19 protein-coding genes and 2 pseudogenes are annotated in these 24,907 nt (G+C 64.5%); 7 read left to right on the top strand and 14 right to left on the bottom strand.

The window, feature by feature from the left end; translation table 11 throughout:
• Nucleotides 1-443 precede the first annotated feature (443 nt).
• From IGS68_RS29840 to IGS68_RS29825, 4 genes and pseudogenes are all read left to right on the top strand, one after another.
• A pseudogene (locus tag IGS68_RS29840) lies at nt 444-1,275 on the top strand (IS5 family transposase).
• A gap of 13 nt (nt 1,276-1,288) precedes the next feature.
• A complete protein-coding gene (locus IGS68_RS29835) occupies nt 1,289-1,912 on the top strand; it encodes an HD-GYP domain-containing protein (RefSeq protein WP_201081785.1) in 624 nt (207 codons plus the stop codon).
• A 111-nt stretch (nt 1,913-2,023) separates the two neighbouring features.
• On the top strand, nt 2,024-4,075 hold the full coding sequence (locus IGS68_RS29830) for a methyl-accepting chemotaxis protein (RefSeq protein ID WP_371821923.1): 2,052 nt from the start codon (nt 2,024-2,026) through the stop codon (nt 4,073-4,075).
• Between the two features lie 278 nt (nt 4,076-4,353).
• The gene (locus IGS68_RS29825) at nt 4,354-5,511 is read left to right on the top strand and encodes a PEP-CTERM sorting domain-containing protein (protein WP_201081781.1); all 1,158 of its coding nucleotides are present in this window, start codon (nt 4,354-4,356) and stop codon (nt 5,509-5,511) included.
• Between the two features lie 341 nt (nt 5,512-5,852).
• Here IGS68_RS29825 and IGS68_RS29820 read toward each other — a convergent pair whose 3' ends face one another.
• Nucleotides 5,853-6,236, bottom strand: coding sequence for a response regulator (locus IGS68_RS29820; protein WP_201081779.1), 384 nt, complete (start codon nt 6,234-6,236; stop codon nt 5,853-5,855).
• 266 nt (nt 6,237-6,502) lie between these two features.
• On the opposite strand from IGS68_RS29820, the gene IGS68_RS29815 reads away from it, so the two are divergent.
• Nucleotides 6,503-6,901 (top strand): PDC sensor domain-containing protein, encoded by a 399-nt coding sequence (locus tag IGS68_RS29815; RefSeq protein ID WP_201081777.1) that lies wholly within the window; start codon nt 6,503-6,505, stop codon nt 6,899-6,901.
• A 7-nt stretch (nt 6,902-6,908) separates the two neighbouring features.
• Here IGS68_RS29815 and IGS68_RS29810 read toward each other — a convergent pair whose 3' ends face one another.
• The 5 genes from IGS68_RS29810 to IGS68_RS29790 form a co-directional block, all read right to left on the bottom strand.
• A complete protein-coding gene (locus IGS68_RS29810) occupies nt 6,909-7,622 on the bottom strand; it encodes an IS6 family transposase (protein WP_201081775.1) in 714 nt (237 codons plus the stop codon).
• Nucleotides 7,623-7,723: 101 nt separating this feature from the next.
• Nucleotides 7,724-8,461 (bottom strand): IS5 family transposase, encoded by a 738-nt coding sequence (locus IGS68_RS29805; protein WP_201081773.1) that lies wholly within the window; start codon nt 8,459-8,461, stop codon nt 7,724-7,726.
• A 559-nt stretch (nt 8,462-9,020) separates the two neighbouring features.
• Nucleotides 9,021-10,049: an IS110 family RNA-guided transposase gene (locus IGS68_RS29800; RefSeq protein WP_201081771.1), complete on the bottom strand. Its 1,029-nt coding sequence runs from the start codon at nt 10,047-10,049 to the stop codon at nt 9,021-9,023.
• Nucleotides 10,050-10,171: 122 nt separating this feature from the next.
• Nucleotides 10,172-11,665: a group II intron reverse transcriptase/maturase gene (gene ltrA / locus IGS68_RS29795; RefSeq protein WP_201081769.1), complete on the bottom strand. Its 1,494-nt coding sequence runs from the start codon at nt 11,663-11,665 to the stop codon at nt 10,172-10,174.
• Between the two features lie 414 nt (nt 11,666-12,079).
• Nucleotides 12,080-13,495, bottom strand: a complete 1,416-nt coding sequence (locus IGS68_RS29790; protein ID WP_201081768.1) for a replication initiation protein — start codon at nt 13,493-13,495, stop codon at nt 12,080-12,082.
• Nucleotides 13,496-14,438: 943 nt separating this feature from the next.
• Here IGS68_RS29790 and IGS68_RS29785 point away from each other — a divergent pair.
• Entirely contained in the window at nt 14,439-15,317 is an 879-nt protein-coding gene (locus IGS68_RS29785; RefSeq protein ID WP_201081766.1) for a helix-turn-helix domain-containing protein, read from the top strand.
• Nucleotides 15,318-15,981: 664 nt separating this feature from the next.
• Here IGS68_RS29785 and IGS68_RS29780 read toward each other — a convergent pair.
• The 5 genes from IGS68_RS29780 to IGS68_RS29760 all read right to left on the bottom strand — a co-directional run bounded on the left by IGS68_RS29780 (nt 15,982) and on the right by IGS68_RS29760 (nt 21,320).
• Nucleotides 15,982-16,638 carry a hypothetical protein gene (locus tag IGS68_RS29780; RefSeq protein ID WP_201081764.1) on the bottom strand — a complete coding sequence of 219 codons (657 nt, stop codon included), beginning with the start codon at nt 16,636-16,638 and terminating at the stop codon, nt 15,982-15,984.
• Nucleotides 16,638-17,351: a ParA family protein gene (locus IGS68_RS29775; RefSeq protein ID WP_201081762.1), complete on the bottom strand. Its 714-nt coding sequence runs from the start codon at nt 17,349-17,351 to the stop codon at nt 16,638-16,640. Before IGS68_RS29775 ends, IGS68_RS29780 begins: the two co-directional genes overlap by 1 nt.
• 236 nt (nt 17,352-17,587) lie before the next feature.
• On the bottom strand, nt 17,588-17,845 hold the full coding sequence (locus IGS68_RS29770; protein WP_201081760.1) for a hypothetical protein: 258 nt from the start codon (nt 17,843-17,845) through the stop codon (nt 17,588-17,590).
• Between the two features lie 905 nt (nt 17,846-18,750).
• The gene (locus IGS68_RS29765; protein WP_201081758.1) at nt 18,751-19,968 is read right to left on the bottom strand and encodes a mandelate racemase/muconate lactonizing enzyme family protein; all 1,218 of its coding nucleotides are present in this window, start codon (nt 19,966-19,968) and stop codon (nt 18,751-18,753) included.
• A gap of 137 nt (nt 19,969-20,105) precedes the next feature.
• Nucleotides 20,106-21,320, bottom strand: a complete 1,215-nt coding sequence (locus tag IGS68_RS29760) for a hypothetical protein (protein WP_201081756.1) — start codon at nt 21,318-21,320, stop codon at nt 20,106-20,108.
• 468 nt (nt 21,321-21,788) lie between these two features.
• On the opposite strand from IGS68_RS29760, the gene IGS68_RS29755 reads away from it, so the two are divergent.
• A complete protein-coding gene (locus tag IGS68_RS29755; RefSeq protein ID WP_201081754.1) occupies nt 21,789-22,436 on the top strand; it encodes a hypothetical protein in 648 nt (215 codons plus the stop codon).
• A gap of 57 nt (nt 22,437-22,493) precedes the next feature.
• Here the strand turns inward: IGS68_RS29755 and IGS68_RS29750 are convergent.
• The 3 genes and pseudogenes from IGS68_RS29750 to IGS68_RS29740 all read right to left on the bottom strand — a co-directional run.
• A pseudogene (locus IGS68_RS29750) lies at nt 22,494-22,643 on the bottom strand (transposase); the annotation flags it as partial.
• Entirely contained in the window at nt 22,573-23,655 is a 1,083-nt protein-coding gene (locus tag IGS68_RS29745; RefSeq protein WP_247881483.1) for a hypothetical protein, read from the bottom strand. The gene IGS68_RS29745 and the pseudogene IGS68_RS29750, both read right to left, overlap by 71 nt.
• A gap of 236 nt (nt 23,656-23,891) precedes the next feature.
• Nucleotides 23,892-24,614, bottom strand: a complete 723-nt coding sequence (locus IGS68_RS29740; protein WP_201081750.1) for a hypothetical protein — start codon at nt 24,612-24,614, stop codon at nt 23,892-23,894.
• Nucleotides 24,615-24,907: the final 293 nt, after the last annotated feature.

The raw sequence follows: 24,907 nt of genomic DNA, 5'->3' as shown, positions 1-24,907 counted from the left end.
AAGATGAAAACGATGGATCACGATGCCGCCCACCCACCCGTCCCATGGGGCGGGTGGGCGAAATCACCGAAACGGTGGGCGGTTTGAACCGAAACGCCAGGGCGCTTTCGCCGGAATACGCACCTTTGACCGGCAAACACCCGATCAGGCCTACTTCACCCCGCTTCCGCAGATCGCGGCAGCCTGAACCCGGCAGGTGCTCCACTTATCCGCCGAAAAATCTGTTCAGACAAGCGGAGCCACCTCATTTACCCGAAACCCTACCGCTTTCGAAGGCGTGAAAGCCTCATCAGTGCTCGACATTCACAACACTTCATCGTCGGGATTTCGTAAATTATTAATAAATGAAAGCTAATTTAATAGCTTAGCACTTGCCCCGGATAAATGACTAAGAGCGTCTAACAAAACCTTGATGAGAGGCTGACGCCGCCTATCTGACGGGCATGGCGAAACCCCTTGTCAGCGATGAGCTGTGGGCGGTCGTGGCGCCGCTGTTGCCGTCCCGTCCGCCCCGTCCGAAAGGCGGTCGGCCGCCGGTCGATGACCGGGCGGCGCTGACCGGCATCCTGTTCGTGTTGCGAAGTGGCATTCCGTGGGAGATGCTGCCGCAGGAGATGGGCTGCGGCTCGGGCATGACCTGTTGGCGGCGGCTGCGCGACTGGCAGGCCTCAGGGGTCTGGGAGAGGTTGCACCACGTTCTTCTGGACCGGCTGGGCAAGGCCAACGCGATCGACTGGAGCCGGGCGGCGCTGGACAGCGCCAGCGTCCCGGCAAAAAGGGGGGCCGGGAGACCGGGCCGAACCCGACCGACCGCGGCAAGCCGGGCTCGAAGCGCCACGTCGTCATCGACGCCAACGGCATCCCGCTGGCCGTGACCCTGTCGGCCGCTAACATCCACGACAGCCGGATGCTGGAGGCCACCGTCGATGCCATCCCGCCCATCCGCCAGTGCGCCGGCCGGCCCCGCCGCCGTCCCGCCAAGCTGCATGCGGGAGCTTTAGCTAACGCTGAAAGCGGTACAAAGGCTATGATTTCCGGCGCTGCCGGCGTGCGTTGCGCGGACGCGCCATCATTCCCCGGATCGCGCGGCGCGGCATCGACAGCACCGAGCGCCTGGGCCGGCACCGCTGGAAGGTCGAACGCACCTTGGCATGGTTCGCCCAATTCCGGCGGACCTCCGTGCGCTACGAACGCCGGATCGATATCTTTGCCGCCTTCAACCACCTCGCCGCAGCCCTCATCACCTTCCGCTTCGTCGAACGATGGTTATGTTAGGCACTCTAAGCCTATGGCCGACACACTGATCCACGATGCTGCCGTCTCATCCTTCGGGATTGTCGAGGCTCTGACCCTGTTCGGAGAGGATGCCCATGAGGTGGGAGCCTATAACGTCATGGTCGGTGATCTGGTCGGGACGCTGTGCCGGCTTTCCGGTTTCGACACGGCAAAAACCATCCGCTGGCGGGAAGCGGCCAGGGTCCATGACATCGGTAAGCTCTGGGTACCGGCCAACATTCTGCTCAAACGTGGTCCGCTGGACGAGGCGGAGCGAAGGATCGTGCAGGAGCATGTCCGCTTCGGCTATGCACGCCTGCGCCACCTCTGCCCACTCGCCGCCGAAATGGCCTTGTCGCACCACGAAAATCATGATGGCACCGGTTACCCTCATGCTCTTAAAGGTAAGGAGATCCCGCTGAGCGGCCGCATGGTCCGCCTGTGCGATGTCTACGACGCGCTGCGCGCCGAGCGGCCCTACAAAGCCGCCCTGGCACATGAGGATGCCGTCGAAATCCTGCTCAAGGGCGATGCTCGGGTGACACCGGACATGTTTGACCCCGACCTCCTGTGCCTGTTTGCTCTCCACCATCGGCAGTTCGACGCATGCTTTAGCCGGCAAGGCCGCCGCAGGTAATCTGTGGAGTCTTCACAGCACCGCCGGAATATTGTGAAGACTTGCTTAATATATTCTTGCTTTAATCGCGATCAGACCGGATGCGGTATAACATGATCGGCAAGGTATAAAATGAACATACAGAGCATGGTAGGAGAGAAGAGTTCCTCAAGCTTCTTCGGCAACCTCAAAACGCGCACCAAGATCTATACCGGTTTCGGTGCCCTGCTGCTCCTTCTTTCCGGGCTCGGTGGAATGTCCTGGTTCTCGGCCCAGGACGGTCAGAACAATCTGCGAGCCTACACCACGCAGTCCCGAATCGCTGTCAGCATCTCGGTCGCGGAGACGGATTTCATCGAGGCGCGGCTGGCAGTCCGGCGGTTCCTCGCCAGCGGCGATGATGCCGACGTTGCCGAATTCAACACAAGCTGGGCCGACGCCGAAAACTCGCTCCTCGCGGCAAAGGGGTTGATGACGCATCCGGAGAATGTCAAAGCCGCGGACGACATCTTGGAATTGAAGGCAGCTTACGCTTCCTCTTTCAAGAGTGTGATCGAGAAGAGTGCTCGCCGGAATGCACTCGAAGGTGAGATCCTGAACGATGTCGGCGTCAAGCTGCGCAAGATGCTGACCGACATGCGCCTGGCGGAAATTGCCAGCGGCAATACCGAGGTGATTGCTGAGACGGCCCAGGCGGGAGAGAACTTCCTGCTGGCCCGGGTTGTCGCTGCCCGCTTCCTCGGTTCGAAGAAGAAGGAGGAAGCTGAACGCGTTGCCAAGGAACTTGACGGCGTCGATATTCAGCTCGGCAAGTTGGCCACGCATCTGACCGCCCCTGGACAGGGGGAACGGCTGAAGGATGCGAGAGTGCTGCTGGCACGCTATAGTCAGGGTTTCGCGGAGCTGGCGTCGCTGGCCTTGGAGATGGAAAGCCTGGTCAACGGTTCCATGGCCGAGACCATGGCTTCGCTCCGGGAGAAGTCCGGCAACATCCACGCGATATCAGCAGGCAGGAAGGCCGAGGTGGAGGCGGAGGCCACCGGTGACGCGGAAGCTGCCAAGACTACCGCTGTCGTGCTCTGCGCCGCCGCCGTCATGTTGGGCCTGGCATTCGCCTGGCTGATCGGGCGCAGCATCGCTATCCCCGTAATCTCCATGACGGAGGCCATGCGGCGGCTCGCCGACGGCGACACCGATGCGGCGATCCCGGCGGTCGGGCGCCGGGACGAGATCGGGCAGATGGCCGGCACGGTGCAGGTCTTCAGGGACAACATGATCCGCACCCGCGAGATGGAGCAGGAAGCCCGCGAGGCGGAGGTCCGCGCGGCAGCGGAGCGCAAGGCCGCGATGCTGAAGCTGGCCGACGGCTTCGAAGCCAGCGTCAAAGGCATCGTCGAGACGGTCGCCTCGGCCGCGACCGAGATGCAGAGCACCGCGTCGGTGATGACCCACACCGCGGACACCACCAGCCAGCAGGCGACCGCCGTGGCCGCCGCGTCGGAACAGGCCTCGGCGAACGTCCAGACCGTGGCGGCGGCGACCGAGGAGCTGTCCTCCTCCATCGCCGAGATCGGCCGGCAGATCAGCAGCTCCAGCCAGATCGCCGGCCAGGCGGTGGCCGAGGCCGGGCGGACCAACGAGACCATGAAGGTGCTGGTGCAGGCTGCCGAGCAGATCGGCCAGGTGGTCGAGCTGATCAACACGATCGCCGGGCAGACCAACCTGCTGGCGCTGAACGCGACCATCGAGGCGGCGCGGGCCGGGGAGGCGGGCAAGGGCTTCGCGGTGGTGGCGTCGGAGGTCAAGTCGCTGGCGACCCAGACCGCACGGGCGACCGAGGAGATCAAGTCGAAGGTGGGCGAGATCCAGGGGGCGACGGGCGGCGCGCAGGCGGCGATCGACGGGATCGGCCGGATCATCGGCCAGATGAACGAGATCACCACCACCATCGCCGCCGCGATCGAGGAGCAGAGCGCCGCCACGCGCGACATCTCCTCCAACGTCAGCCAAGCCGCGCGGGGAACCGACGAGGTGGCGGTGAACATCACCGGGGTGACCCAGGCCGCCGGGGAGACCGGAGCCGCCGCATCGCAGGTGCTCGGCGCTTCCGAAGGCCTGGCACGCGAGGCAGAGAAGCTGCGCGGTGAAGTCGCGAGCTTTATCGCAACCGTCCGGGCCGCCTGACCATTAGCCTAGCTGAACGAAAGCCTCCGCGGTGTTTGCTGCGGAGGCTTTTTTAACGGGCTCTGTCGGCACTATTCAAAACCCACCGTTGTCGGACAGGTAGTCAGATCTTCAATTGGTCGATTTTGGACCGGAGACCGCTGCGGTGTTATCCTCAAGCATAGTGCCCTACGGCGCGCACCCCGCCATGCGCTTCCTCCATCATACTGAGCTGCACTTTCTAAGTTTCACATAAAAAGACCGTAAAAATCGGCCATATACCTGCACGGAGGCAGTTCATGCACCTAGTCATGCACCTGGGTTACCTGTTCTTTTTGGGCTCCATTGCTCTCGCTCCCGTCCCGGCACTCGCCGTCCCAAACTACACCATCACCGATCTCGGCACGCTCCCCGGCGGTAGAGGCAGCGGCGGTTTCGATATCAACAATAACGGCCAGGTGACAGGGACCAGCGGGACCCCTACTGGCCCCCGTGCGTTCCTGTGGGACCCGGAGACCGGCATGCGGGACCTCGGGTCACTTGCCGGAAGCAGCGGCGTCAGCCAGGCCTTTGGCATCAACGACAACGGACAAGTCACAGGGTTCAGCACCAACGCAGACGATAGCCAACGTGCGTTCCTGTGGGACAGTGCCACCGGCATGCGGGACCTCGGTACAGGCGGCGGCGGCGAGAATGAGATAAGCGATGGTGCCGACATCAACAACAGCGGCCAGGTGACAGGAGCCAGCAACTTCGGCCCGAGCATCGTCAATGCGTTCGTGTGGGACCCGGAAACCGGCATACGGAGCATCGGCGCCCTAAGCAAGGAGTTTCCCGGAATCAGCGTCGGCTCCGGCATCAACGACAGCGGCCAAGTGACGGGAAGCAGCAGCGTTGAGAACTTCGGCAACCATGCGTTCCTATGGGACCCGCTGACCGGTATGCAGGATCTTGGCACGCTCGCGGGACCGACTGGCCGGGCGAACAGCTTCGGCGATGATATCAACGATAGAGGCCAGGTGACGGGAGGCAGCGGCACCGGTGTAGGCGTCTTCAATGCGTTCCTGTGGGATCCAACCACCGGCATGCAGGACCTAGGCGCCCTCGCCGAAGGGGTCTTCAACGCCGGCCGGGGCATCAACAACAGCGGCCAGGTGACGGGACAAAGCACTACTGCGGGCAGCGTCGACCGGGCTTTCCTATGGGATGGCACGGGCTTGTTCGACCTGAACGATTTGATCCCTCCGGAGTCGGGATGGACCCTCTGGAGTGGAGAAGGGATCAACGACGCCGGGCAGATCACTGGTTTCGGCGCCAATCCCAACGGCCAATTGAATGCCTTCCTGCTCACGCCGGTCACAGTCGCGGAGGTCCCGGAACCGGGAACGCTGGCACTGATCGCCGTCGGAGGCATTGGGCTGAGTTTGGTACGGCATCGCAGGCGCCAAAACGCCTAATGCACAATCTGAAGGTACGCTGCCTGTCCGAGACCCACCGTTATTCAACAGGGCATAGAGAACCTACTGGCGCTAGTACACTGATGCAAACAAGCGATGCACCGAGAGCGGCAAGAATGCAGTCTGAACACGATCTTGCAAGTCGCTTTCTGAATCTTTTTTATGCGTCAGCGCACTAGGACGTTTCCAACTGCACCGCATACGTCTAGATCTTCAGGAAAAAGCGCACCGAATATCCACGCCGACCCTGCCGGAACTCACAACGCCTGGATTTGGCTGCCTCATGACCGTGCCCTGCATGGGCATGCGCAAACGAACCAAAGTGCGGTGATTACATGGATTTACTGTCCTGTTTCAGTTAGTAATTTTTTTAATGCTTGGATGATATCTTCAAGTCGGACCGGTTTGGCCATGATGACAAGTGGGCGCCCAAACATTTTATTCAATTCGCCTGAAATTTCTGCGGTGATATACCCGCTGATAACCACAACAGGTAGCTTCGGGTAATCACTGCGAAGTTGTTGGATCAAATCATTGCCACTCATTAAAGGCATTCTAAGATCTTTCACCAAAACATCAAAATGATCATGACGCCAATGTTCAAGCGCTTTTTTCCCGTTAAGCGCCGTTGTGACGCGAAAACCTCCTTGAAGAAGTTCTTGCTCCAGAGCCATGATGGCGAGAACTTCATCATCGACCAGGAGGACATGAGGCTTAACAAGCATAACTAGCCTCCAGGCAGATAGTAACATGTTGGTGCGGCAGCGGATCGCCCATATTCCTAGCCATATAAAACATGTGACCTGAGTCGTACAGGCGAAACAAGCGCTAGCTGGTCTCGGCCACTTTCCGGAACAATCCTAGGGCAAATAGGTTATGCGTTCATCAACTGATGTATGATATCGTGACTTTCGGTGTTTGATCCCGAAAGGAGCATCGCGTGCGGTTTAGTCTGAGGATAGTCCTTGCTGCATGTCTTGGAGGTGTGGGGTTGACCTTCACCGTCGGGACTGCGGCCCTGCTCCAGGCTGAAGCAGGCAAGCGCATCCAGCACATGATTGGTGCGCAACTTCACCAATATGCCGGACAAGTGGCCGACAAACTCGATCGGGGCATGTTTGAGCGGTACCGCGACCTTCTCGTCGTGGCGAGTCTTGAGGTTGTCAGATCGCCGCAAGCTTCCCGCGACTCCCGGCGCAGCGTTCTTCAGCGACTGCAGGATACCTATCCCGATTACGCCTGGATCGGCTTCATCAATCCGGACGGCATCCTGGAGGCGGCTACCGGCAGGGTTCTGGAGGGTGCCGACGTGAACGCGAGAGGCTGGTGGAAGCAGGCTCTCCGGTTCTGTTGCAAAATTTTGATGGAGACGAAACTGTCGCAGGTATAGATCATCCTCAGGCGGCAACGTTGAACAGCGCGTTCATGAAGGCGGCTTGGGCGACGATGTCGTCCCCACCAATCCCTTTCACCTGTCCTTTTCTCATCATCGCCAGAGTTTCATAACCAACCAGGGTGCGCCACGCGGTTCGAAATCTCCTGAAACCCAGGCCGGGACGAACCAGCCGCTTTACTCGCCGGTGATCTTGTTCCACGATGTTGTTGAGATACTTGACCTGACGCAGCCTGGCGAAGCGCCAGAGCTGCTTGTCTCGCTTCATGTCGGCCACGGCCTTGGGATAGGCGGCGTTCCTGTCGACCGTGATGGTGCGTGGGTTGACCGTGTTCGGGCGGGCCAGGGCTTTTCTGAAGAAGCGCTTGGCTGCTTGGGCGTCGCGTCGGGTGCTGAGCCGGAAGTCGATGGTCTGGCCGCGGCTGTCGACCGCCCGATACAGGTAGACCCAGCGGCCCTTGACCTTCAAATAGGTCTCGTCGACCCGCCACGAGCCGTTCGTCGGGCGCAGATGCGGCCGCAACCGCCTCTCCAGTTCCGGCGCGTAGGCTTGGATCCAGCGGTAGAGGGTCGTGTGGTCGACGGACACGCCCCGATCCCGCAGCATCAGTTCCAGATCGCGGTAGGAAATCGGGAACTGCAAGTACCAGCGCACCGACCACAGGATCACCTCCGACGTGAACTGCCGACCCTTGAACGGGTTCTTGCGCTTCCGCATGCCGTGGTCGCTTCCCTCGCCCCAAAGCACGCCCTTCTATCCAATCCGCTGACCCGCGAAAAGCTGCAACAGAACCAAGGAGGCCCCATTCTCCAGCGTGATCATGCGACGCGGACGGAGTCCCGGCGTCCAAGATCGAGCATTCGGTTAAGCACCCGGGCGGCGACGGCAACCTTGGTAGCGCGGACCTGGTCGCTGTGGAAGCGCAGTCCATCACCGATGACCTGCTTCCAGCGCGCGAACTGGCCCTCGACACCGACCCGTTGATTATAGCCGCTGTCACGCTGCCAAGCCATTCGCCCCTTGTCAGCGATCGCCTGGATGTGGCCATCGCGCTGGGTGGGCTCGGTTTCCGCCGTGGCGCTGAGCACGGCATCAGCACGGGGTGGAACGATCACCTTCGCGTCCGGATGGCGCTCTTCCAGGGCGGTGTAGACGCCGGTTCTATCATAGCCGCCGTCGGCCAGGAAAAGCTCCATCGGTTCGGCGATCTGGTCGAGCAGAGGCTCAACCTGCGAAGCGTCATCGACGTCGCGGTAGGTCAGGATGGAGGCGACGATCCGGCCGGTCACCGCGTCAAAGCCGATGTGCAGCTTGCGCCATGACCGCCGCTTGCTGGTGCCGTGTTTCTCGACCAGCCATTCGCCCGGGCCACCCAGCTTCAGCCCGGAACTGTCGACCAGCAGGTGGATCGCTCCACCGGTGGCGCGGGTCTGCGCCGGCAACTCCAGCGTCCGGGCCCGCCGGCGCAGCGCCTCGTTGTACACCACCCAGTTCGTCACCCGCCGCTTCGGCCGCGGAATATGGTGGCGGCGAGCAGCGTTGGCTTTATGCGGCATGAAGGCGGGATCCGGAACATCGAAACAGGTCGTCCCTTACGCGATCCCGCATATCCCTGCAACATCTATGGACGGCCCCCGCCTTGCAAGAGCTTCCTGGAACGTTGCGACATCAAAAGCCGGTTGCTGCCATCTATTCGGCCTGTTTATGCAGTCCGCAGGACTGCTGGCCCTGATGAGATCCGCGGATCGACACCCAATCACGCTGTCGAGCTGTTTCGCTCGCTGTTGCAGGCGGGTTCTGCCAATCCCGGTCCGACCTATGGTGTCATCACGTCGCGAGTGCCCTCGCAAACCGAAGGTGAGGGGGTGGCCCTGGTCAGGGAGCTGACCGGGCGGAACTGCTCATCCAGTTCTTCCTTCTGACAACCTCTTTGTTCGATCAGCGGGACCACCTCTCCGCCCCGACCTGTCTTTATCAGGAGCGCCGCGCGCAGCGAACGGCAAGGCTGGCCCGCCAGGGCCACCACCGAAGGCGGCTCGGCCTTGCCGGAGCGAGCACGGTGCTATCCTGGCTCTGGTCGGGATCCCCAGTGCGGATGGCGCCTTCATCGCTGCCTCACGCCGTCGCCGGTTCGGCCGTCATGGCAGGCTTGCGGTACTCCTCGCCGCGCGCCATCACTGCCCAGGCGATCCGGGCCAGCTTGTTGGCCAGCGCCACCACCGCGACGTTGAAGGGCCGCCGCTTCAGCAGCCCGGCCAGCCACGGCGACTTCGTGCCCTGCCAGCGCATTACCGCCCGCGCGCCATTCACCAGCATCCGGCGCAGATAACCGTCGCCCGCCTTGGAGATGCCCCCCAAGCGCTCCTTACCACCGCTCGAGGTCTGGCGCGGCACCAGGCCGAGCCAAGCCGCCAGATGGCGGCCGGACTCGAAGACCGTGGCGTCGCCAATCGTCGCCGTCAGTGCGGTCGCGGTGATCGGGCCGATGCCGGGAACCGTCATCAGCCGCTGGCAGACCTCGTCCGCCTGAGCCTGCTCGGCCAGCCGGGCATCAAGGTCCTCGATCCGGCGTTCGGTGTCGCGCAGTTGGTCGACAAGACTTTGGAGAACGCTTCGTGCCAGAGCGGGAACCCGGGTGTCCTCCGGGTCGGCCACCACGGCGGTCAGCTGCGCGATCTTGCCGGCGCCCTGGGGGGCGATGATGCCGAACTCGGCGAGGTGAGCGCGCAACGCGTTGATCAGCTGGGTCTTTTGAGCAACCAGCGTCTCGCGCACCCGGTGGATCGCCAGCGTGCTCTGCTGCTCCTCGCTCTTGACCGCCACGAAGCGCATGCTTGGCCGCTGCACCGCCTCGCAGATCGCCTCGGCGTCGGCCCGGTCGTTCTTCTGGCGCTTCACGTAAGGCTTGACATACTGCGGCGCCATCAGGCGTACCGTGTGACCAAGCCGGGCAATCTCTCTCGCCCAAAAGTGCGACCCGGCACAGGCCTCCATCCCGACCACGCACGGCGCCAGGTTGGCGAAGAACGCCAGCACCGCGTCCCGCCGCAGCCGCTTCGTCACAACCACCTTGCCCTGAACATCAACACCGTGAACCTGAAACACCGACTTCGCCAGATCGAGACCGATGAATGCCGCAGACATCGCACAATCTCCGTGATGAAGGGGACCTATCCGCTACGTGGCACTGACGTGCCAGATGCGGGAGGGTCGCGGTAGGGACAGCTGTTTCCAGCCGCCCCCCGCACAGATCCCGGCGTGCGGTGCTACCGCACCGGGCTCCTACCTTGGATGCTGACGAGGAACCGTTGCTCCGGCCAGGGATGCAGGATGCGTGGTTTGGGCAGGTAGCGGTCGGCGATGCGCTTCATCCGATCCCACGGCAACCGATGCTTCTGCCCCCGGCGCCGTATGGCGCGGAGCCATCGCTCGATCACGTGGTGCCGGAAGGCGGAGACCGCCGATCCGCTCATGGGCACGGCGTAGTAGGCCATCCAGCCGCGCAGGACTTGGGCGAGCCAGGTTCCCTGGACATCGACCCCGTCGTGGCGGGTCGCCCGGAGGTGGTCCTTGATCTCTCGCAGCTTCGCTCGCATCCGCTTTCGGATCGGCGCCCGTCCCAGCACGAAGCCTTTGCCACTTCGTTGGGTTGCGCAGTAATGCGTAAATCCCAGGAAGTCGAAGGTCTTCGGTTTGCCAAGTCCACGCGCTCGTCGGTTCGGCACGGCGTACCGACCGAACTCGATGAGCCGTGTCTTGTCGGGATGGAGCCCCAGCCCGAACCGGGCGAGGCGGGCCGCGAGGTCGGCAAGGAACATCTCCGCGTCGTGCTGGTGCTCGAAGCCGACAATGGTATCGTCCGCATAGCGCACCACGATCATGTCGCCGGTCGCGTGACGGCCTCGCCATTGTTGCGCCCAGAGATCATAGACGTAGTGAAGGTACACGTTTGCAAGGAGTGGCGAAACCACCGAGCCCTGCGGCGTCCCTTCCTGCGTCTCGATCCAGAGCCCCTCTTCGAGCACCCCTGCCTTCAGCCATTTACGGATAAGCCGGACGACCCTGGTATCACCAACCCGATGTTCGAGGAAACGGATCAGCCAGTCATGGCCGATCGTGTCAAAGAACGATCGGATGTCAGCATCCAGTATCCAGTTGATCCGCCGCTTCCCGATCCCGTACGCAAGCGCGTCCAGCGCGTCGTGCTGTCCGCGCCCGGGACGGAACCCATAGCTGAAGCTCAGGAACTCCGCCTCATAGATCGGCGTCAGGATCGCCACCACCGCCGCCTGGACGATCTTGTCCTCCAGGGCGGCGATGCCGAGCGGCCGTTGCCGGCCATCCGCCTTCGGAATGTACCGTCGGCGGGAGGCCAGCGCGCGGTACGCTCCCCGGTGGACACGGGCGTGGAGGTCCGCGAGATTGGCTTCCAGATCCTCCGCGTAGTCGGCCCATGTCACGCCGTCGATGCCGGGTGCGGCGGTCTTCTTCAGGCTGAAGAACCCCGCCCGCAGCACGTCCACGCTGACGTGGTGCAGGAGCGCAGTGAGCTTTTCCTGTCTGTTCCTGGCAACAGCCTCTCGTATGCGGGCCTGCGCACGTGACACGGCTTCCCGGCTCTGCGTCCGGATCGTGGTTTGCGGGTCCGCATTCTCCTTGGTCCCGCCCCTTCGCTCCACCGGCTCCGCCGCGGCCATGGCCGCCGTGTTCGCCAGCTTCTCCGCTACTACGGGCGAGTCCGACTTCTCCGGGCCGTTCATCGGTGGCGACGACCTCCGGTCTTCCCACCGCGGTCTGCGTGCGGCTCACGCAGACGGCCCCGGAGATCTCCCGGTTCCCGTGCAGGAGGCATCGACGCATGCCAGGGTCTACGACGACGCGGGGCCGTCCGGCGTCTCGCGGTCGCGACGCCGGGCGTGTTGCCTTCTGCCGGACGGAGGGCATCGGCACCCCGAAGGTGGCTTTCGCCGCTCAATGGCTGGCCTACGTGTTCCCCTGTCAACGCTTCGCCCCGACCCTCACGGGTCGCGGCGCATGACTCGGGGCCGGTGTGGGTCGCTACTCCTTCACCGTAGAGGACTTTCACCTCAAACCTCCTGCCGGTCTCCCGGCGCTCCCGTCCATCTCATCACGCTGCCGGTGGCGCTCGCCCTCCTCTCCCCTGCCTTGGCGGCTCAGACCGGATGGGCCATGGCGAACTCGTCGAGCACGAGGTGGACCCACTCGTGGAAATGGACCGCCTCGACCGACGTCCCCGGCAGCTTCGACCGGAGAGACCTGTCGGCAGCCTTGCGCCGGGCCAGGTTCAGCCATCGCTGGCGCTGCTGGGCCACCATGTTGCTGAGCGCGAACATGGCCCTGCAGTTGGGCTGGTCCAGGTCGCGGCCCAGGGCTTCGGTCCAATCCGCCGGGCGGCCCTGCTGCACGGCCAGGACCAGGTCCCCGAACATGGTGGTCAGCCAGCGCTCGAACACCCGGGCGGGCCGGTCGACCTTGACGCCGTGCCGGGCGCACCATTCCGCCCAGGCCACCACCAGGTCGTCGATCGGCGCATGGCCGTAGTCGGCGCGCAGACGCTCACGGGTCTGGGCCGTCAGCCTGCGGGCCAACGCTGCCGGATCGATCTCGCAAGCCGGATCGACCGCCGGCAGGTCGAGGGTGAGCTGCCCCGGCAGGTCCTGCGGCTCGGCCTCCATCTTGGCGGGCGGAAGAGCGCTGGTCGGCCCCTCCACCACGAAGGTCACATGGGTCCGCCGTCGCGTCCGCTCGTCCGCGATCAACTCGTAGCGGACGCGGAAGGCGGCATACCGGTTGATCTCGTCCACGGCCACCTTGAGCACGCGACGCTCGAATGCCGCCCACGAGTCGTAGCTCGTCGCGGCCGCGTTCAGCACCTGCCTCAGATCACCCACCGACACCGTCCAGGAAAAGGTCTCGCGGTCGGCATTGGCGCAGAGCAGTTGATAAAGGCGGTGGCTGTAGCCGGAGGTGAGCTTGGCCAGCACCTTCAACTGCACCAGGAACCGCTCGCCTCGCGTGGACATCAGCTTCTCCAGTTCGGGACTGAAGCGCCAGTACACGATGCCCTGGTTCTCGGGCACGTCGGACAGGGTGACGAGGCTGATGTTCATGTGGCGGAGATTGTCGTCGCCCGGCGCGAAATAGCCGATCGTGATGACCGACCCCTGCAGCTTCCGGGCCGCGGCCAGCAGGCTCTTGTTGCTCTTGTGCCCTTCCCATCCCATCGCCCGCTTCATGTCGGTCGCGAGCGCGGAGTAGAGCATCGTGCCGGGAGACGACTTGCCGCTGGCGACGACGCTCACCACGGCATCAGTGGCATGGGCCAGCATGGCGTCGAGCAGCTTGCGGTCGGTGACCGACAGCTCGGGATCCACGACCTCGATCAGTTCCCGCACCTTCAGGAAGCTGGGGTCTCCGTGAATCCAGTTCGACACGGCCAGCGGGCTGGTCCGCATGGCTGGATCCGGCGGCAGGACCTCCGGCACCTTGCCGGCGCCGGTCGATCCGGTAGCGCCCCTGCCGCAGCCGCCGAGGGCGGCATCGAAACTGTCGGTATCGAAATCCTGCACGAGAACCTCTCCCGGGCCCCGCTCCATCATGGCCCCCAGGACGTCATGGTGACCCGTCAGGGGCCATCCTGACAACCCGTCGAAAGGTGGCGGGTTGCCCAACATGACGCGCCGGGGGCCATAAAGGCGCCAGCAACGCCGAACAGGGCGAGTTCGAGGCCGGCCAAACCCCCGCGTCAGCCCTTTCCGGGGCCATCACGGCCTCCTATACGTCACGATGACCTGTTCGGGTCCATGATGGCGCCCGCGCAGGACGCCCGCGCACGTCGATTCGGCGAGTGCGGTGGAGTGTCGATCGCACCGCGCCATCCTCAAACCCCCTCGTTCGCGACCATGGCTGCCGCCCGAAAGGGTGATATCGAAATGTCACAACGGTTTCGACGTCACCGACGCCCCGGACCCATCAGGGTGACGTGTCCGAGGGGATGATGGCTGATGCTCCGGGATTTTTCGGATGCCATGATGCCCCCGGACACGTCACTCCCGGTCACAGGGAGGCTTTCGGAGCCATCATGCCCCCGGACACGTCACCGTGACGTGGACGGGGGCATGATGGCGCCTCGGCCGAGCACCCCGGGTGTCGGTCGAACCCAACGACCCGGTGTCCAGGATTATTCCAATCGACGCGGAGCAGCGATTCGCAGGGTGACGCGACGGGGGGGTTGATGGCAGGCGGAAGGTCGCACCACCATGCCCCACGGCCCGTCACCCTGACGCGGGCGACGGCATGGTGGCAGGCGCGCCGGCGCCTTTATCCACCCCTGACCGTCATCATGACGCGGTGGGGGCCATACTGGCAGGGCAAAACCGAACATCGGCGTGTGAATCGGACGGAAGATCCCATGAGGGATGCGGGCCATCCGGATGCGGTCCTCACTCCATGACCGGTCCCGGCAGCCGAAGGATCGCCGGACCGGACATGGTCAGGATGGATTGCGCCGGGATGACGACGGCCCGTCGTCCCGATCGACGACTTGAAAGGATTTGCTGCATGGAATGCCGTTCCAGGCAGAGGATCGGGCTCGTTCCGGCCCGTTATCTGGACCATCCCGACCTGGGCGCCGCCGACCTGGCCGTCCTGTTCGTCCTCTGCGCCCATGCCGACCGGCACGGTCTGTGCTGGCCTTCGCAATCCACGATCGCCGCCAAGTCGAAGCTCGACCGCAGTACCGTCAACCGTATCCTGGCGAAGCTCGTAGACCTCGCGTTGATCGCGAAGGGCCGACATCCGAACCCGAGGATCCGCACCTGCACATACCGTCTCGCGGGGCATGAAGCCCTGTTCCGGATCTTTTCCGATAACCTGGACAACGGGCCCGAAACGGCAGGCCCTCTCCCTTCGGAGGATCTGTCGGCGGAGGCTGCTGTCGTCCAGCGCGATACAGAACACCTTGAACAACAAACCTCTCCCCCTGAACGCGCTGATGCGCGAGAGGCGGGGAATTCCGGGACCGGGCAGACGGTCGGGTCGGGAACGGCGGTCCTGGACGAGGATTGGACTCCCGACCCGTCCGACCTGGTATTCGCCCGCGACCACCGGAGCGACCTCACGCCGGAAGACATCGCCCTGGTCGCCCGCAAGTTCATCCTTCATCACGGCGGCAGGCCGCTCACCGACCCTTCGAGCCTGTTCCGCCGCTGGCTGCTCACCGAAAGGAAGACGCATGCATGCCCCAACGCTTCCCGCGACCCCCGACGCCCTGCCCCGCGCTCCGATCTCCCCCGAAGCCGCGCTGCCCAGGGGCCTGCCGGTCAAGCCCGATTTGACGCCTGGGCTCGCGCGGCTGCTGAACGCCGAGCGCATTACGCTCACGACGCCTGATCCGGGAGACGACACGGCGGCCTGTCGGCCCGATTTCGTGGGAACCGCCGAGAAGCCGTGGCACCCTGCTCCCCTGCCCGCCCGTCAGGCCGAGGCCGCCCGGCGGATCCTGGCCGGGTTCGACGACTACCTGCGTCCGCAGGATTGGGACGAGAACGGCAGGGCCATGCGTGCCATCGCCGTCTTGTTGTCCAGATACCGGCAGGCCGACAGGCCTCCTGAAATGGAGGAGGATATCGCCGCCGAGTGGGGTGAGGATGTCGAGGAATACCCGCTCTGGGCGGTCCAGGAGGCCTGCCGGCGCTGGCGGCGCGATCCGAAGAACCGTCGGGCTCCCCATCCGGGAGAATTCCGGACCCTGTGCGAGTCGCTGGTCCGAGATGCCCGGCAACAACGGGACCGCCTGAGGCGCTGCCTGGAAATGCCCGCCTCGCTGCAAGCGCCGAGACCGCTTTCGGCGGAGGACCGCGCCGCCCTGGAGGACCGCCGAAGAGCGGAACGGCAGGCCGAGATCGCCCGTTTCGAGGAGATCAAGGCCCGGCTGGTGGCTGAAGGCAAGTGGCCCGGCAGGATCGCCGGCACCCCCCTGCCCTCCCCCGACGAGGCTGCCGGTCCACCGCCGGATACGGCATCGGAGCGGTCCGGCGGACCGCTGCCGGATCGCTCAGTCGCCGACGATGTCGACTCCGTGGTGCGCAGTGCCCTGAACCCCGCCGCCCTCCAGCAGGCGGATGCTGTCCTCGACCTCCGCCAGGGCGCGGCGGAGACGGTCGCGCTGGGCCTTAAGCCGGCGCAGGTCGAGGGTGCCCTGGCGGGGCTTGGCGGCGCGCAGCGAGCGCTTGAACTCGATGATGTCCTTCCGGCCGATGTCAGGCCGCACGAGACCGGACTGCCGGGCGCGCTTGATCTCCTCGTCGGACAGGGTGGTCAGCTGGTAGGCGACGGAATAGGAGGGCGGAATCTCCTCCTCGACCAGCTTCCGCTCCTCCACCGCCTTGGCGATGGCGATCATCTGGCTGGCGATCGGGCGCGAAAACGGCAGACCCTCTATCAGCCGCTCGAAACGCCCCGGCTGATCCTCCAGCTTCTCCAGCGCATTCAACAGGTTGCGACCGATCGCCAGCACGCGCTGGCGGGTTTCACGCCAGAGGCGGTCGAGATGCTCCCGAAACGCGTCTGCATCCTCGGGATCGACGATTCGGTCGAGGCCGGCGTCCGGCGAGGCCGGCGGGGAACGGGTCTCCTCCGGGTCGCCAATGAAGGAGAGCGCCCGGGTGTCGGCGACGGCGGCCTTCTTCTTCGCTTGGGTAAGACTGACCATCAAAGCCTCATTTCGTTACGGACGAAGTGCCACAGCCCGATGCAGTCGTCGCGGCCCTTGGCATTGTCTATATCCACTGCGGAAAGGCCCTGGTCGGCGAATGAATGGATGTGTTCGAGATCTGGGATGTCCACCGGGCAGAGACGGCCCTCCTTCAGGAGCAGCTTCTTGGCGTCGCGGAACGCCACCGTCCCGCGCTTCACGCGGTTCATGACGAACGCGGCCTCCTTGCCGTAATGCTTCATCACGCCCATCCAGGGTATGGCGGAGCGGCGATCATCGAAGGTCATTCCCGTCGGGAGCAGGACGAAGTCCGCCAAGCCGATTAGGCGGATCACTGCGTCTCGGTAAGCCTGCACGGCGTTGGGCGTGTCGATCACAACCAGGTCGTAGCCGGTCAGCTTGCCGATCTCCTCCGGAGCAGTCGTGATGTCCATCGGGAAGCAGTCGAGCTTCGCCAGAGTCTCGTAGCCGGACTCATCCCGCAGGGTATGCCAGGCGGCCAGGCTTCTCTGGTCATCGGTATCGACGAGCGCGACCTTCAGTCCGTCCAGGCTCGCGGCGACCCCGACGATGCGGCTGCATCCGGTCTTGCCGATACCGCCCTTGCTACCGGAAATGAGCAGCTTCCGGGGAAGCTTCAGCGGCTCAACGGACACTTCTTCCGGTGCCGGCGTTCCACTGGCTTTCTTCGATCTGGGTTTCTTCATCATGACCGCATCGTCCACCGTGGACACCCCTTGGTGATTGGCATTCCGGAAGGTCTTATAGGAAACGGAGACTCAAAAACAGAAGCATGACATGCTTCGATGCAGTTCACGGCCCAGTGTGTCCCGTTTACCCGGTAAACGGAGTCGTAGCGGCAGGGACCTCATGAAAGATCCGCAATGCTGCACAGGACAGCCGACGGGTCCAGCGGGCCTGTCGTCGTGAACAGGTTGATCCCCGACTACGGATGTCGATCCGGGTCAGGGCTCTTGCCCGCACCGAACCCCGTCGTGAAATTGATGAAATTCAATGCATGGAGTGCGACGTCGGCGGTCCTGATGCCTTCCAAGGTCACGCGATCGTATATATAGTCGGCGATGCCGACGGCTTCGACGTTGGGACCGTGACTGGGATCAGGATAACCGGTCTCCCGCAGGGCGTATTGAAGTCCGAACCCGCCACAAGCCGGAACGAGAACTTCGCAGATCTCTTCCGGCACCTCGCGGCATCCTCCATGTCGACGGGGCCGTACCGAAGGTGGTTCGTGGGCAGGACCTCTGGGGTATCCGCAAATAACCTTTCAGATGCCCGACCTCCGCGGCGCTGGTTTAGAGGATCAGAATACCGGCAGCGCCCACGCCGACGACACCGATGCTCTCTCAAACTTTCTGGCGTAAAGCCCCTGGTTCCCGAGAGAATGCAGCGGTCGTAGCCCTGCCACGCGGAAGCGGTATCGGCTCAGCCGAATCCGAACAATCCATGTCCGCAGCCATTCTGCCGCTTCCTCCGTCATCGTTCTGTCGGACCGCCGTCTTGGTCGGATCAGGCACGGAGACGCGCTGCATCGTTCCGGCATGCGGGCAGTCGGCACCGTACACCGGCTTCAATGAACGACGCCGGAAATCTGCCAGGTGATCGTGTCAGGACGAGCATTGTAGCCGGGCGGGCACCGATCCGTGATGCTGCGCCTAGCGTCCCGTGAAGGGCAGGGCCACACCGTCGTTCGCAAGGCGCTTTCACGGATCGCCCTTCAGAAGGCGGTCTTCTCCGTTTACCTGGTAAACGGAGAAGACCGCCGTCGGTAGAACGTCGGATCCGCTGCTCCTTCTGACGAATGAGTTGGCGGCTCTTTCCGTGAACCATTCCTGAAGCAAGCCGCGGGCGCGTGGACCGGAATCTTGGGACCCCGGTATCTTCGATTCCGCATGGCGCCGATGGTGCTGCACAGTGGTTCTGACAAGTTCCAAGGAGCCGAGTGCGGTAGGTCAGCCTTCGGCCGAGGCCGACTTACGGCAAATCAAACAAGGCCACCGTGCCGAGCCAGCAGGCCGTCTGGTCCCTGCAGGACTCCGTGTTCGGATCGCTTGGCGTCCGGGCCAGGGATCGCCGGACGGGTTCGCGGGATCATTCGGGACGCCGGGGCTGGCCGGTCTCGCGGATCACCGCGTCCCCGCGACCGCGCACGTCCGGCAGCAGGGCGGTGCCCAGCCCCGGCGCGGTCGGTGCCTGCACCATGCCGTTCACGATCACCGGAAGGTCGGTGACAAGATCCCGGTACCACGTGGCCAGGGTCGCCCTGACGACTTCCTGGAAGATTGCCGTCGGGGCGTGCAGGCCCAGATGAAGCCCGGCCATCAAGGTCACCGGCCCGGTACAGTCGTGCGGCGCCAGCGGCTTGGCGTAGGCCTCGGCCAAGGTCGCGATCTTGCGCCCCTCCGTCAACCCGCCGCACCAAGCAAGATCGAGCATGACCACGTCGACCGCGTCGGCTTCCAGCATGCCCCGGAACGAAACGGCGCCGCCCAGCGTCTCGCTGCCGCAGACCGGCACCCGCGTTCGACGGCGCAGATCGGCCAGGGCCTTCGCATCGCTCATCTTGGCGATCGGGTCTTCGACCCAGAAGACGTCGAACTCTTCCAGCGCATGGCAGATCCGAAGGGCGGCGCCGGCACTCCACAGGCTGTGCAACTCGCACATGATGTCGATCCGGTCGCCCACCGCAGCACGGATTCGGCGGAACGGATCGATCCCGGCTTTCAGGTCGGCCAAGCCGATCATGTGGCCGCCCGATACCTCGGCGTAGATGTCGAGCGGCCAGATCTTCATGGCCGTGAATCCCTCCGCCAGAAGGCTTTCCGCCAGACTGCCGGCGTCGCGCATGAAGGCGATCTGATCGTCATAAGGCCCGGCAGGGGCGTCCGTGGCGTGGACGGCGCGCCGCGCGACGCCGCCGCTGTTGTAGGCATAGCCGGCGCAGGTGTTATAGGCGCGGATTTCCGTTCGGACCGCCCCGCCCAAAGCCTCGTGCGCTGGAATTCCATGGCGCTTTCCTGCCAAGTCCCACAGGGCGAGATCGATGGCGCTGGCCGCGCGCATCTCGGCTCCAGTGCTATGGAAACCCAGGTAGGGCGTCATCAGATGACGCGATACCGCTTCGATGCGGCGGGAGTCGCGGCCGATCAGCCAGGGGGCGACCTGCTCGTGGATCACCGCCTCGACGGCCTGGGCTCCTCGGAAGCTTTCGCCGAGACCGGTCAGGCCTTCGTCCGTTTCGATCTCGATCCAGATCAGGTTGGGCCGCTCCGCGATGCGGATCGTGCGGACGCAGTGCACCTTCGACATTCCTGCTAACCCACGTGGATGTTGTTGCCTTGGAAGACAGCCTACCACCACGGTCGGCCGCAATCGATCCGGGTATGGCGGTGCCGCCGACTGGGCATGATTGCCGCTGTCGGCACGCGGACCCATGCCGACGGCGTTCAGGAAGGGGACCGGATCCCGGCCAGTCCCGCGAGCGTGCGTTTGGTCCGCGCGATCGCCCGATCGGTGTCCGCCAGCAGCGCATCCAGATCGACCGGCATGTCGGGCTGGTGTCGGCGGGGCAGGGTGGAGAGTTCCAGCACCGGCCGCGGCGGCTCCGTCATATCCAGTTCGGACTCCGGCACCTCCCGGAGCGGCGGCCGGCCGATCAGGCCGGCCTGCGGGCGGCGAGGCCCGGCAGTGGCCAGACGAAGCGGCGCCAAGTCTGGCAAACCGTACAGGCGGTGGGTTCGCCGGCCGGTCAGTTCGACCGCGACGCCGAGGCCGACCAGTTCGTTCAGCGCCGTCGTCGCGGCCGGGATGCTGCGGCCGAGCACCCGCGCCAACTGGGCCGGCCCGAGGGTCGGCGAGGACGCCAGCAGGGTGACGGCGCGGGGCAGGGGAGAGTCGGAGCGGACCGCCCGGCGCCGGCCCTGTGCAGCCGGCAACGGCAGATCGGCCCGCCGCTCCAGGGCATCAAGGGCGTTCAGCCACGCCCTCTCCATCGTCCGCAGCAGACGGACACCCTCGTCCGCCTCTCCCGCCAAGGCGTCGAGGATCGCGACGAGTGGCCGATCACCGGTGGCGCGGTCATCGCGCAGTGCGGCATCGCCGGTCAGGTTGGGACATAAGGACCGCATCAGCCCGCGCTCGACCAGCAGTCGCGGGATCGCCGCCCGGATCGCGCCGCGGTCGTCGGATCGCTCCAGCCAACTCATCATGCCGGCGGCGGCCGTCCACAGCACCGGGCCTTCGGCCGGTCCGGAATGCAGGTGCGCCAGTGCCGTCCCGACCGCCGCCTCCAACTCGGTCCGCTCGCTGTCGGGGTTCTCGGCCGGCGGCCCGGCAGGGTCCGCCGCGACCGCCATCAGGCGGTGATGCCGACAGGCCAGCAGGTATCCCGTCATCTCGATCGAGCGGTCGACCAGCGACTGGCGGCGGTCCACGTTCAGCCGCAGGCCCTCGATCATGGCACCCAGACGGTACGGGTCGATGCGATGGCCATCGGTCGCCGCATGCCGGCAAACCGAGGCGAGGCGGGTTCGATGCCGCCATGCCAGCGCCAGCGGATGGCCGGTGACGGCGCTGTCCAGCCGACCGAGCGCGGCTGCCGCGCGCTCCAGGGCTTGCAGGCCGACACTGTCCCCTAGCATCCAGCCGGGATCATGAGACATCGTGCGGCAACGCTCCGGTCGGGAATGGTCCGCCCCGTCATGGACTCTCCTGCGGCTGCTCTCTCAAGGTTATCAGCATTATCCTTTAGAACAGCCGTGTTCCGCCGTCAATCGATCGCGACCCTTATGCCGACTGCCGTTTCCTGTGAGGGCTGTCGCTGTCGGGAGGCTCGTGGGAGAAGCCGGATTCCGGGGAATGGATCATGCTGAATGTCCCGAGCCGATGATGCGAACGCTCGCCGTTCGGGCACGGCATCGCGCCGCTCCCCGATGCCGAAACGGCCTCGCGACTTGTTTCATGCCGGCTGGCGGCGCCGTCCGGCAGCACGGGGCATACACGCACCCAAGCCCGCCGCAACCCTCCGGTATTTCACCAAACGGCCGATTGCAGACGTCTGTCAAATTGGTAAAATAGTCCAGCAGGGCGCTCTTCCGGTTACAGGGGCGTCCATCACCGGAGAGGATGCAATGGCGCTGATCGGGTACGCCCGCGTGTCGACCGACGAGATCCGCGAACGCACCAGGGCGGGTCTGAAGGCCGCCAGGGAGCTCGGGCGGATCGGCGGCAATCCAGGTCTCCGGCTTCGCTCCGAGACGGTGATCCGCGCGGTTCACGGTGCCCGCGATGCCCGGCGCGATGCCGACGTGCTGCGCGTCGCCGACGACATCCTGGCCGAGGTTCGGGCGATGCGCCCTGCGTATCCCTGGGAGACGGTTGCCCGCACCCTCGCCCGGAAAGGAGCGCGCCGGCCCGATGGCGGCCCGTGGACTGGCCCGGCGCTGGCCCGTGCGGTGCGCCGGCTGGCGCGAGACGGCTTTGTCGATAAGGCCGTGCTGGAGCGGACGCCCCGACGGCGCGACAGCGACGATCTAGTCACCTTGGTTGCAATGGCTGTCCGGACGTTGGAGATCCCGACGCTGGCGAATATCGCCCGCCATCTTGAACACCTGCATTGCCGCACGCCGCGTGGCGAGACCCGCTGGTCGACCTCGTCGGTGCAGAACCTGCTGGCCCAGGCGGTCGCCCAGGGCCTGCTCGAGGACCGGCCCTTACCGGCACCGGACACGCCGCGCCGCCGGGGCCGTCCGCCGAAGTCGCTCCGGCCGGCCGGATGACCGACGCGCCGGCGGGCCAGTGTGGGGCAGGGGCTGCGAGACATACGCAGGGCGTTCTTTGCCACCGCTCGAGCGCTGGCGCGGCACCAGGCCGAGCCACGCCGTCAAGCGAAGGCCGGGCTCGAAGACCGTGGCATCACCGACAGCCGCCAGTGCGGTCGCGGTGATCGGACCGATGCCGAGGGCCGTCATCAACCGTCGGCATACCTTGTGATCCAAGGCAGCACGATGGTCCGGTCCAGCCTGCCCTGAACCGGCAGCGCCCTCCCAGCAACCAGAATACCAGGAGAGCCGCCATCATCGGTGCCGGTGTGCCGGGTTCGGGTATATCCGTACGCACGGACGGCATAAGCAGGAAAGCACGCGCCTGCCCATTGATGAAGCCATAACCGGTGATCTGCCCTGCGTCATTGATCGCGCGGGCCTCTTCGAGGACGTCCCACCCCAGGTCCGGTGGAACAAGATCGTTCAGATCGAGCATGCCGAACGCCGGATCCCAGAGGAAGGCACGCGTGGTTCCGTCCGCCGGTTCGCTGGTGCCCGTAACTTGGCCGCTGGCGTTGATATCGAAGCCGGCACTCCCTCGGCCGCCGAGCGTGCCGAGTTCTTTCATGCCGCTCGCCCGATCCCAGACGAAGGCCCTGTGCGGAACCTCGATCGTTTCGGTCTCTCCTGTGACCTGACCGAGGGCATTGATGCCGTAGCCGGCGCTGGCGGACGGAAAGGGTGCCAGCGTGCCGAGGTCCTGCATGCCGTTGGCCGGGCTCCATAGAAATGCACGCGGAAGGACTCCTTCCGCGGTTTCGCTCGATCCGGTGATCAGGCCATCGGGATTGATGGCCGAGCCGGAGCTGTATCCACCGCCGAGGGTGCCGAGATCCTGCATGCCGGTTTCGGGATCCCACAGGAAGGTGACGGAGAGGCCGTCAGCGTTCTGACTCTGCCCCGTCACTTGCCCGGCATCGTTGATGTCGGCGCCTGAACTGCCGGACCCGCCGAGGGTGCCGAGGTCTTGCATACCGTTCACCGGGTCCCACAGGAATGCGCGGTTGTTCCCGTCCGCGGCCGTGCTTTCTCCCGTCACCTGCCCCCTGGAGTTGATGCCGGTGCCTGAGCTGTATTTCTCTCCGAGCGTGCCGAGGTCGTGGATGCCGGTCGCGGGATCCCAGAGGAATGCGTGCGGAGGGGCATCCTGGGCGATATGGCTGTATCCCGTCACCTGCCCGTTGGCGCTGATATCGTTCCCGACGCTGAGCCCTCCTCCAAGATCCCCCAGATCGACGATCGTGTAGGCCGGAGCAGCATATGCGAGGGCGGGAGCTATGGCGGCGGCTCCCAGGATGGGCAGGTGATATCGGCGCAAGGTTCACCTCCGTCGGGTGGGCTGACACCGGGAACGGCGAAGAGCAAACGCCGGCGAACAGCGACATGAGCACTGCTGACTGTTCGCCCCCCTCATGGACTCCATCGCGATACGGGGGCGAGGTCCGCATGCCTGCGCGACAGCCATCCCTTCTCGCCCCGTGCCGCCCAGGGCATCCGCGTATAGCTCTGTCCCACCAGAACTCCAATGCCAAGGATGCCGGTCAGCACCAGTGCGAGGCTGCCGGGTTCAGCTACGTCGAGGGAGGAAGGATCAAGCACCCAGGTTCCGGTCGAGAGACATCGCTGGAAGCATGCTCCATCGGAGCCGTATTCGGCTGTCCAGAACGGCGCGGAGTCGGTTGACCCAACCAACCTGAACCCGCTGAACTCGCCCCTCAGCGCAATGCTTCCGGATGGCGTGAGTCCTTCATCGAAGGCGATGTTGGCAAAAATCTCGAAGAACAGGCCGCGATTCTCACCAAGATCCAAGCTTATGGTCCCTCCGCCGATATCGAGGATGGAGAAGGAGAGGCCGAGAATGTCGGGATCCAGGTCCACATCACCGTCCCCATCCCCGTTCGGATAGAAGAACCTTGGCCAATCATCAGGCGATCCCGCCGGGGGCTGACCGAAGCCCGTGAAATCGGATAAGGCTCTGCGGGCACGAACAGCCTGTTCCGAGAACTCGATCTGCCCCGCCATTTCAACGCCCCGCTCTATGCTTTCGGTGCGCCAGTTGTATATGACGGCCGCATCAGCTTGCGTGACAAACAGGGCTGCAAGGCCGATCGACATGACTGCTGCGTTGAACATGATGTCTTCCGCCCGATTTCGTTCTCTTCCATAGACTCTATCAGAATACGATAGATGAGTAACGACTAGAGCTATACCCGATCAAGTAGACTCGTCCCGGGGCAGCCGAACCGATGCGCATCGTGGCGAGTGGAACGGCAGGCTGATTGAACCGAAGCGGTCCCCGATCGGGTTGAAACGCTCTAGTCCTCGCAGCCGGCCGTTCCACTCGACGCACTGTGTTGCGCCATGGGCGCAACCTACGGCTCGACGCAGGGCGGAGGTGATGCGGGCCGACGGTCGTAGGTTGCGCC

It is taken from the genome of Skermanella sp. TT6 (assembly GCF_016653635.2).
In the GTDB taxonomy this organism is placed as follows: Bacteria; Pseudomonadota; Alphaproteobacteria; order Azospirillales; family Azospirillaceae; genus Skermanella; species Skermanella cutis.
The sequence above is the reverse complement of the archived record's forward strand: the minus strand, read 5'-3'. Positions and strand labels throughout refer to the sequence as shown.

Excerpts from the sequence above, each read along its gene's own strand:
- IGS68_RS29755 (WP_201081754.1), top strand. The coding sequence starts at position 21,789 with ATGGCGCTGATCGGGTACGCCCGCGTGTCGACCGACGAGATCCGCGAA.
- IGS68_RS29820 (WP_201081779.1), bottom strand. The coding sequence starts at position 6,236 with ATGCTTGTTAAGCCTCATGTCCTCCTGGTCGATGATGAAGTTCTCGCC.
- IGS68_RS29835 (WP_201081785.1), top strand. The coding sequence starts at position 1,289 with ATGGCCGACACACTGATCCACGATGCTGCCGTCTCATCCTTCGGGATT.
- ltrA (WP_201081769.1), bottom strand. The coding sequence starts at position 11,665 with ATGAACGGCCCGGAGAAGTCGGACTCGCCCGTAGTAGCGGAGAAGCTG.
- IGS68_RS29825 (WP_201081781.1), top strand. The coding sequence starts at position 4,354 with ATGCACCTAGTCATGCACCTGGGTTACCTGTTCTTTTTGGGCTCCATT.
- IGS68_RS29785 (WP_201081766.1), top strand. The coding sequence starts at position 14,439 with ATGACGACGGCCCGTCGTCCCGATCGACGACTTGAAAGGATTTGCTGC.
- IGS68_RS29765 (WP_201081758.1), bottom strand. The coding sequence starts at position 19,968 with ATGTCGAAGGTGCACTGCGTCCGCACGATCCGCATCGCGGAGCGGCCC.
- IGS68_RS29810 (WP_201081775.1), bottom strand. The coding sequence starts at position 7,622 with ATGCGGAAGCGCAAGAACCCGTTCAAGGGTCGGCAGTTCACGTCGGAG.
- IGS68_RS29740 (WP_201081750.1), bottom strand. The coding sequence starts at position 24,614 with ATGTTCAACGCAGCAGTCATGTCGATCGGCCTTGCAGCCCTGTTTGTC.
- IGS68_RS29760 (WP_201081756.1), bottom strand. The coding sequence starts at position 21,320 with ATGTCTCATGATCCCGGCTGGATGCTAGGGGACAGTGTCGGCCTGCAA.
- IGS68_RS29800 (WP_201081771.1), bottom strand. The coding sequence starts at position 10,049 with ATGTCTGCGGCATTCATCGGTCTCGATCTGGCGAAGTCGGTGTTTCAG.
- IGS68_RS29775 (WP_201081762.1), bottom strand. The coding sequence starts at position 17,351 with ATGATGAAGAAACCCAGATCGAAGAAAGCCAGTGGAACGCCGGCACCG.
- IGS68_RS29830 (WP_371821923.1), top strand. The coding sequence starts at position 2,024 with ATGAACATACAGAGCATGGTAGGAGAGAAGAGTTCCTCAAGCTTCTTC.
- IGS68_RS29805 (WP_201081773.1), bottom strand. The coding sequence starts at position 8,461 with ATGCCGCATAAAGCCAACGCTGCTCGCCGCCACCATATTCCGCGGCCG.
- IGS68_RS29780 (WP_201081764.1), bottom strand. The coding sequence starts at position 16,638 with ATGGTCAGTCTTACCCAAGCGAAGAAGAAGGCCGCCGTCGCCGACACC.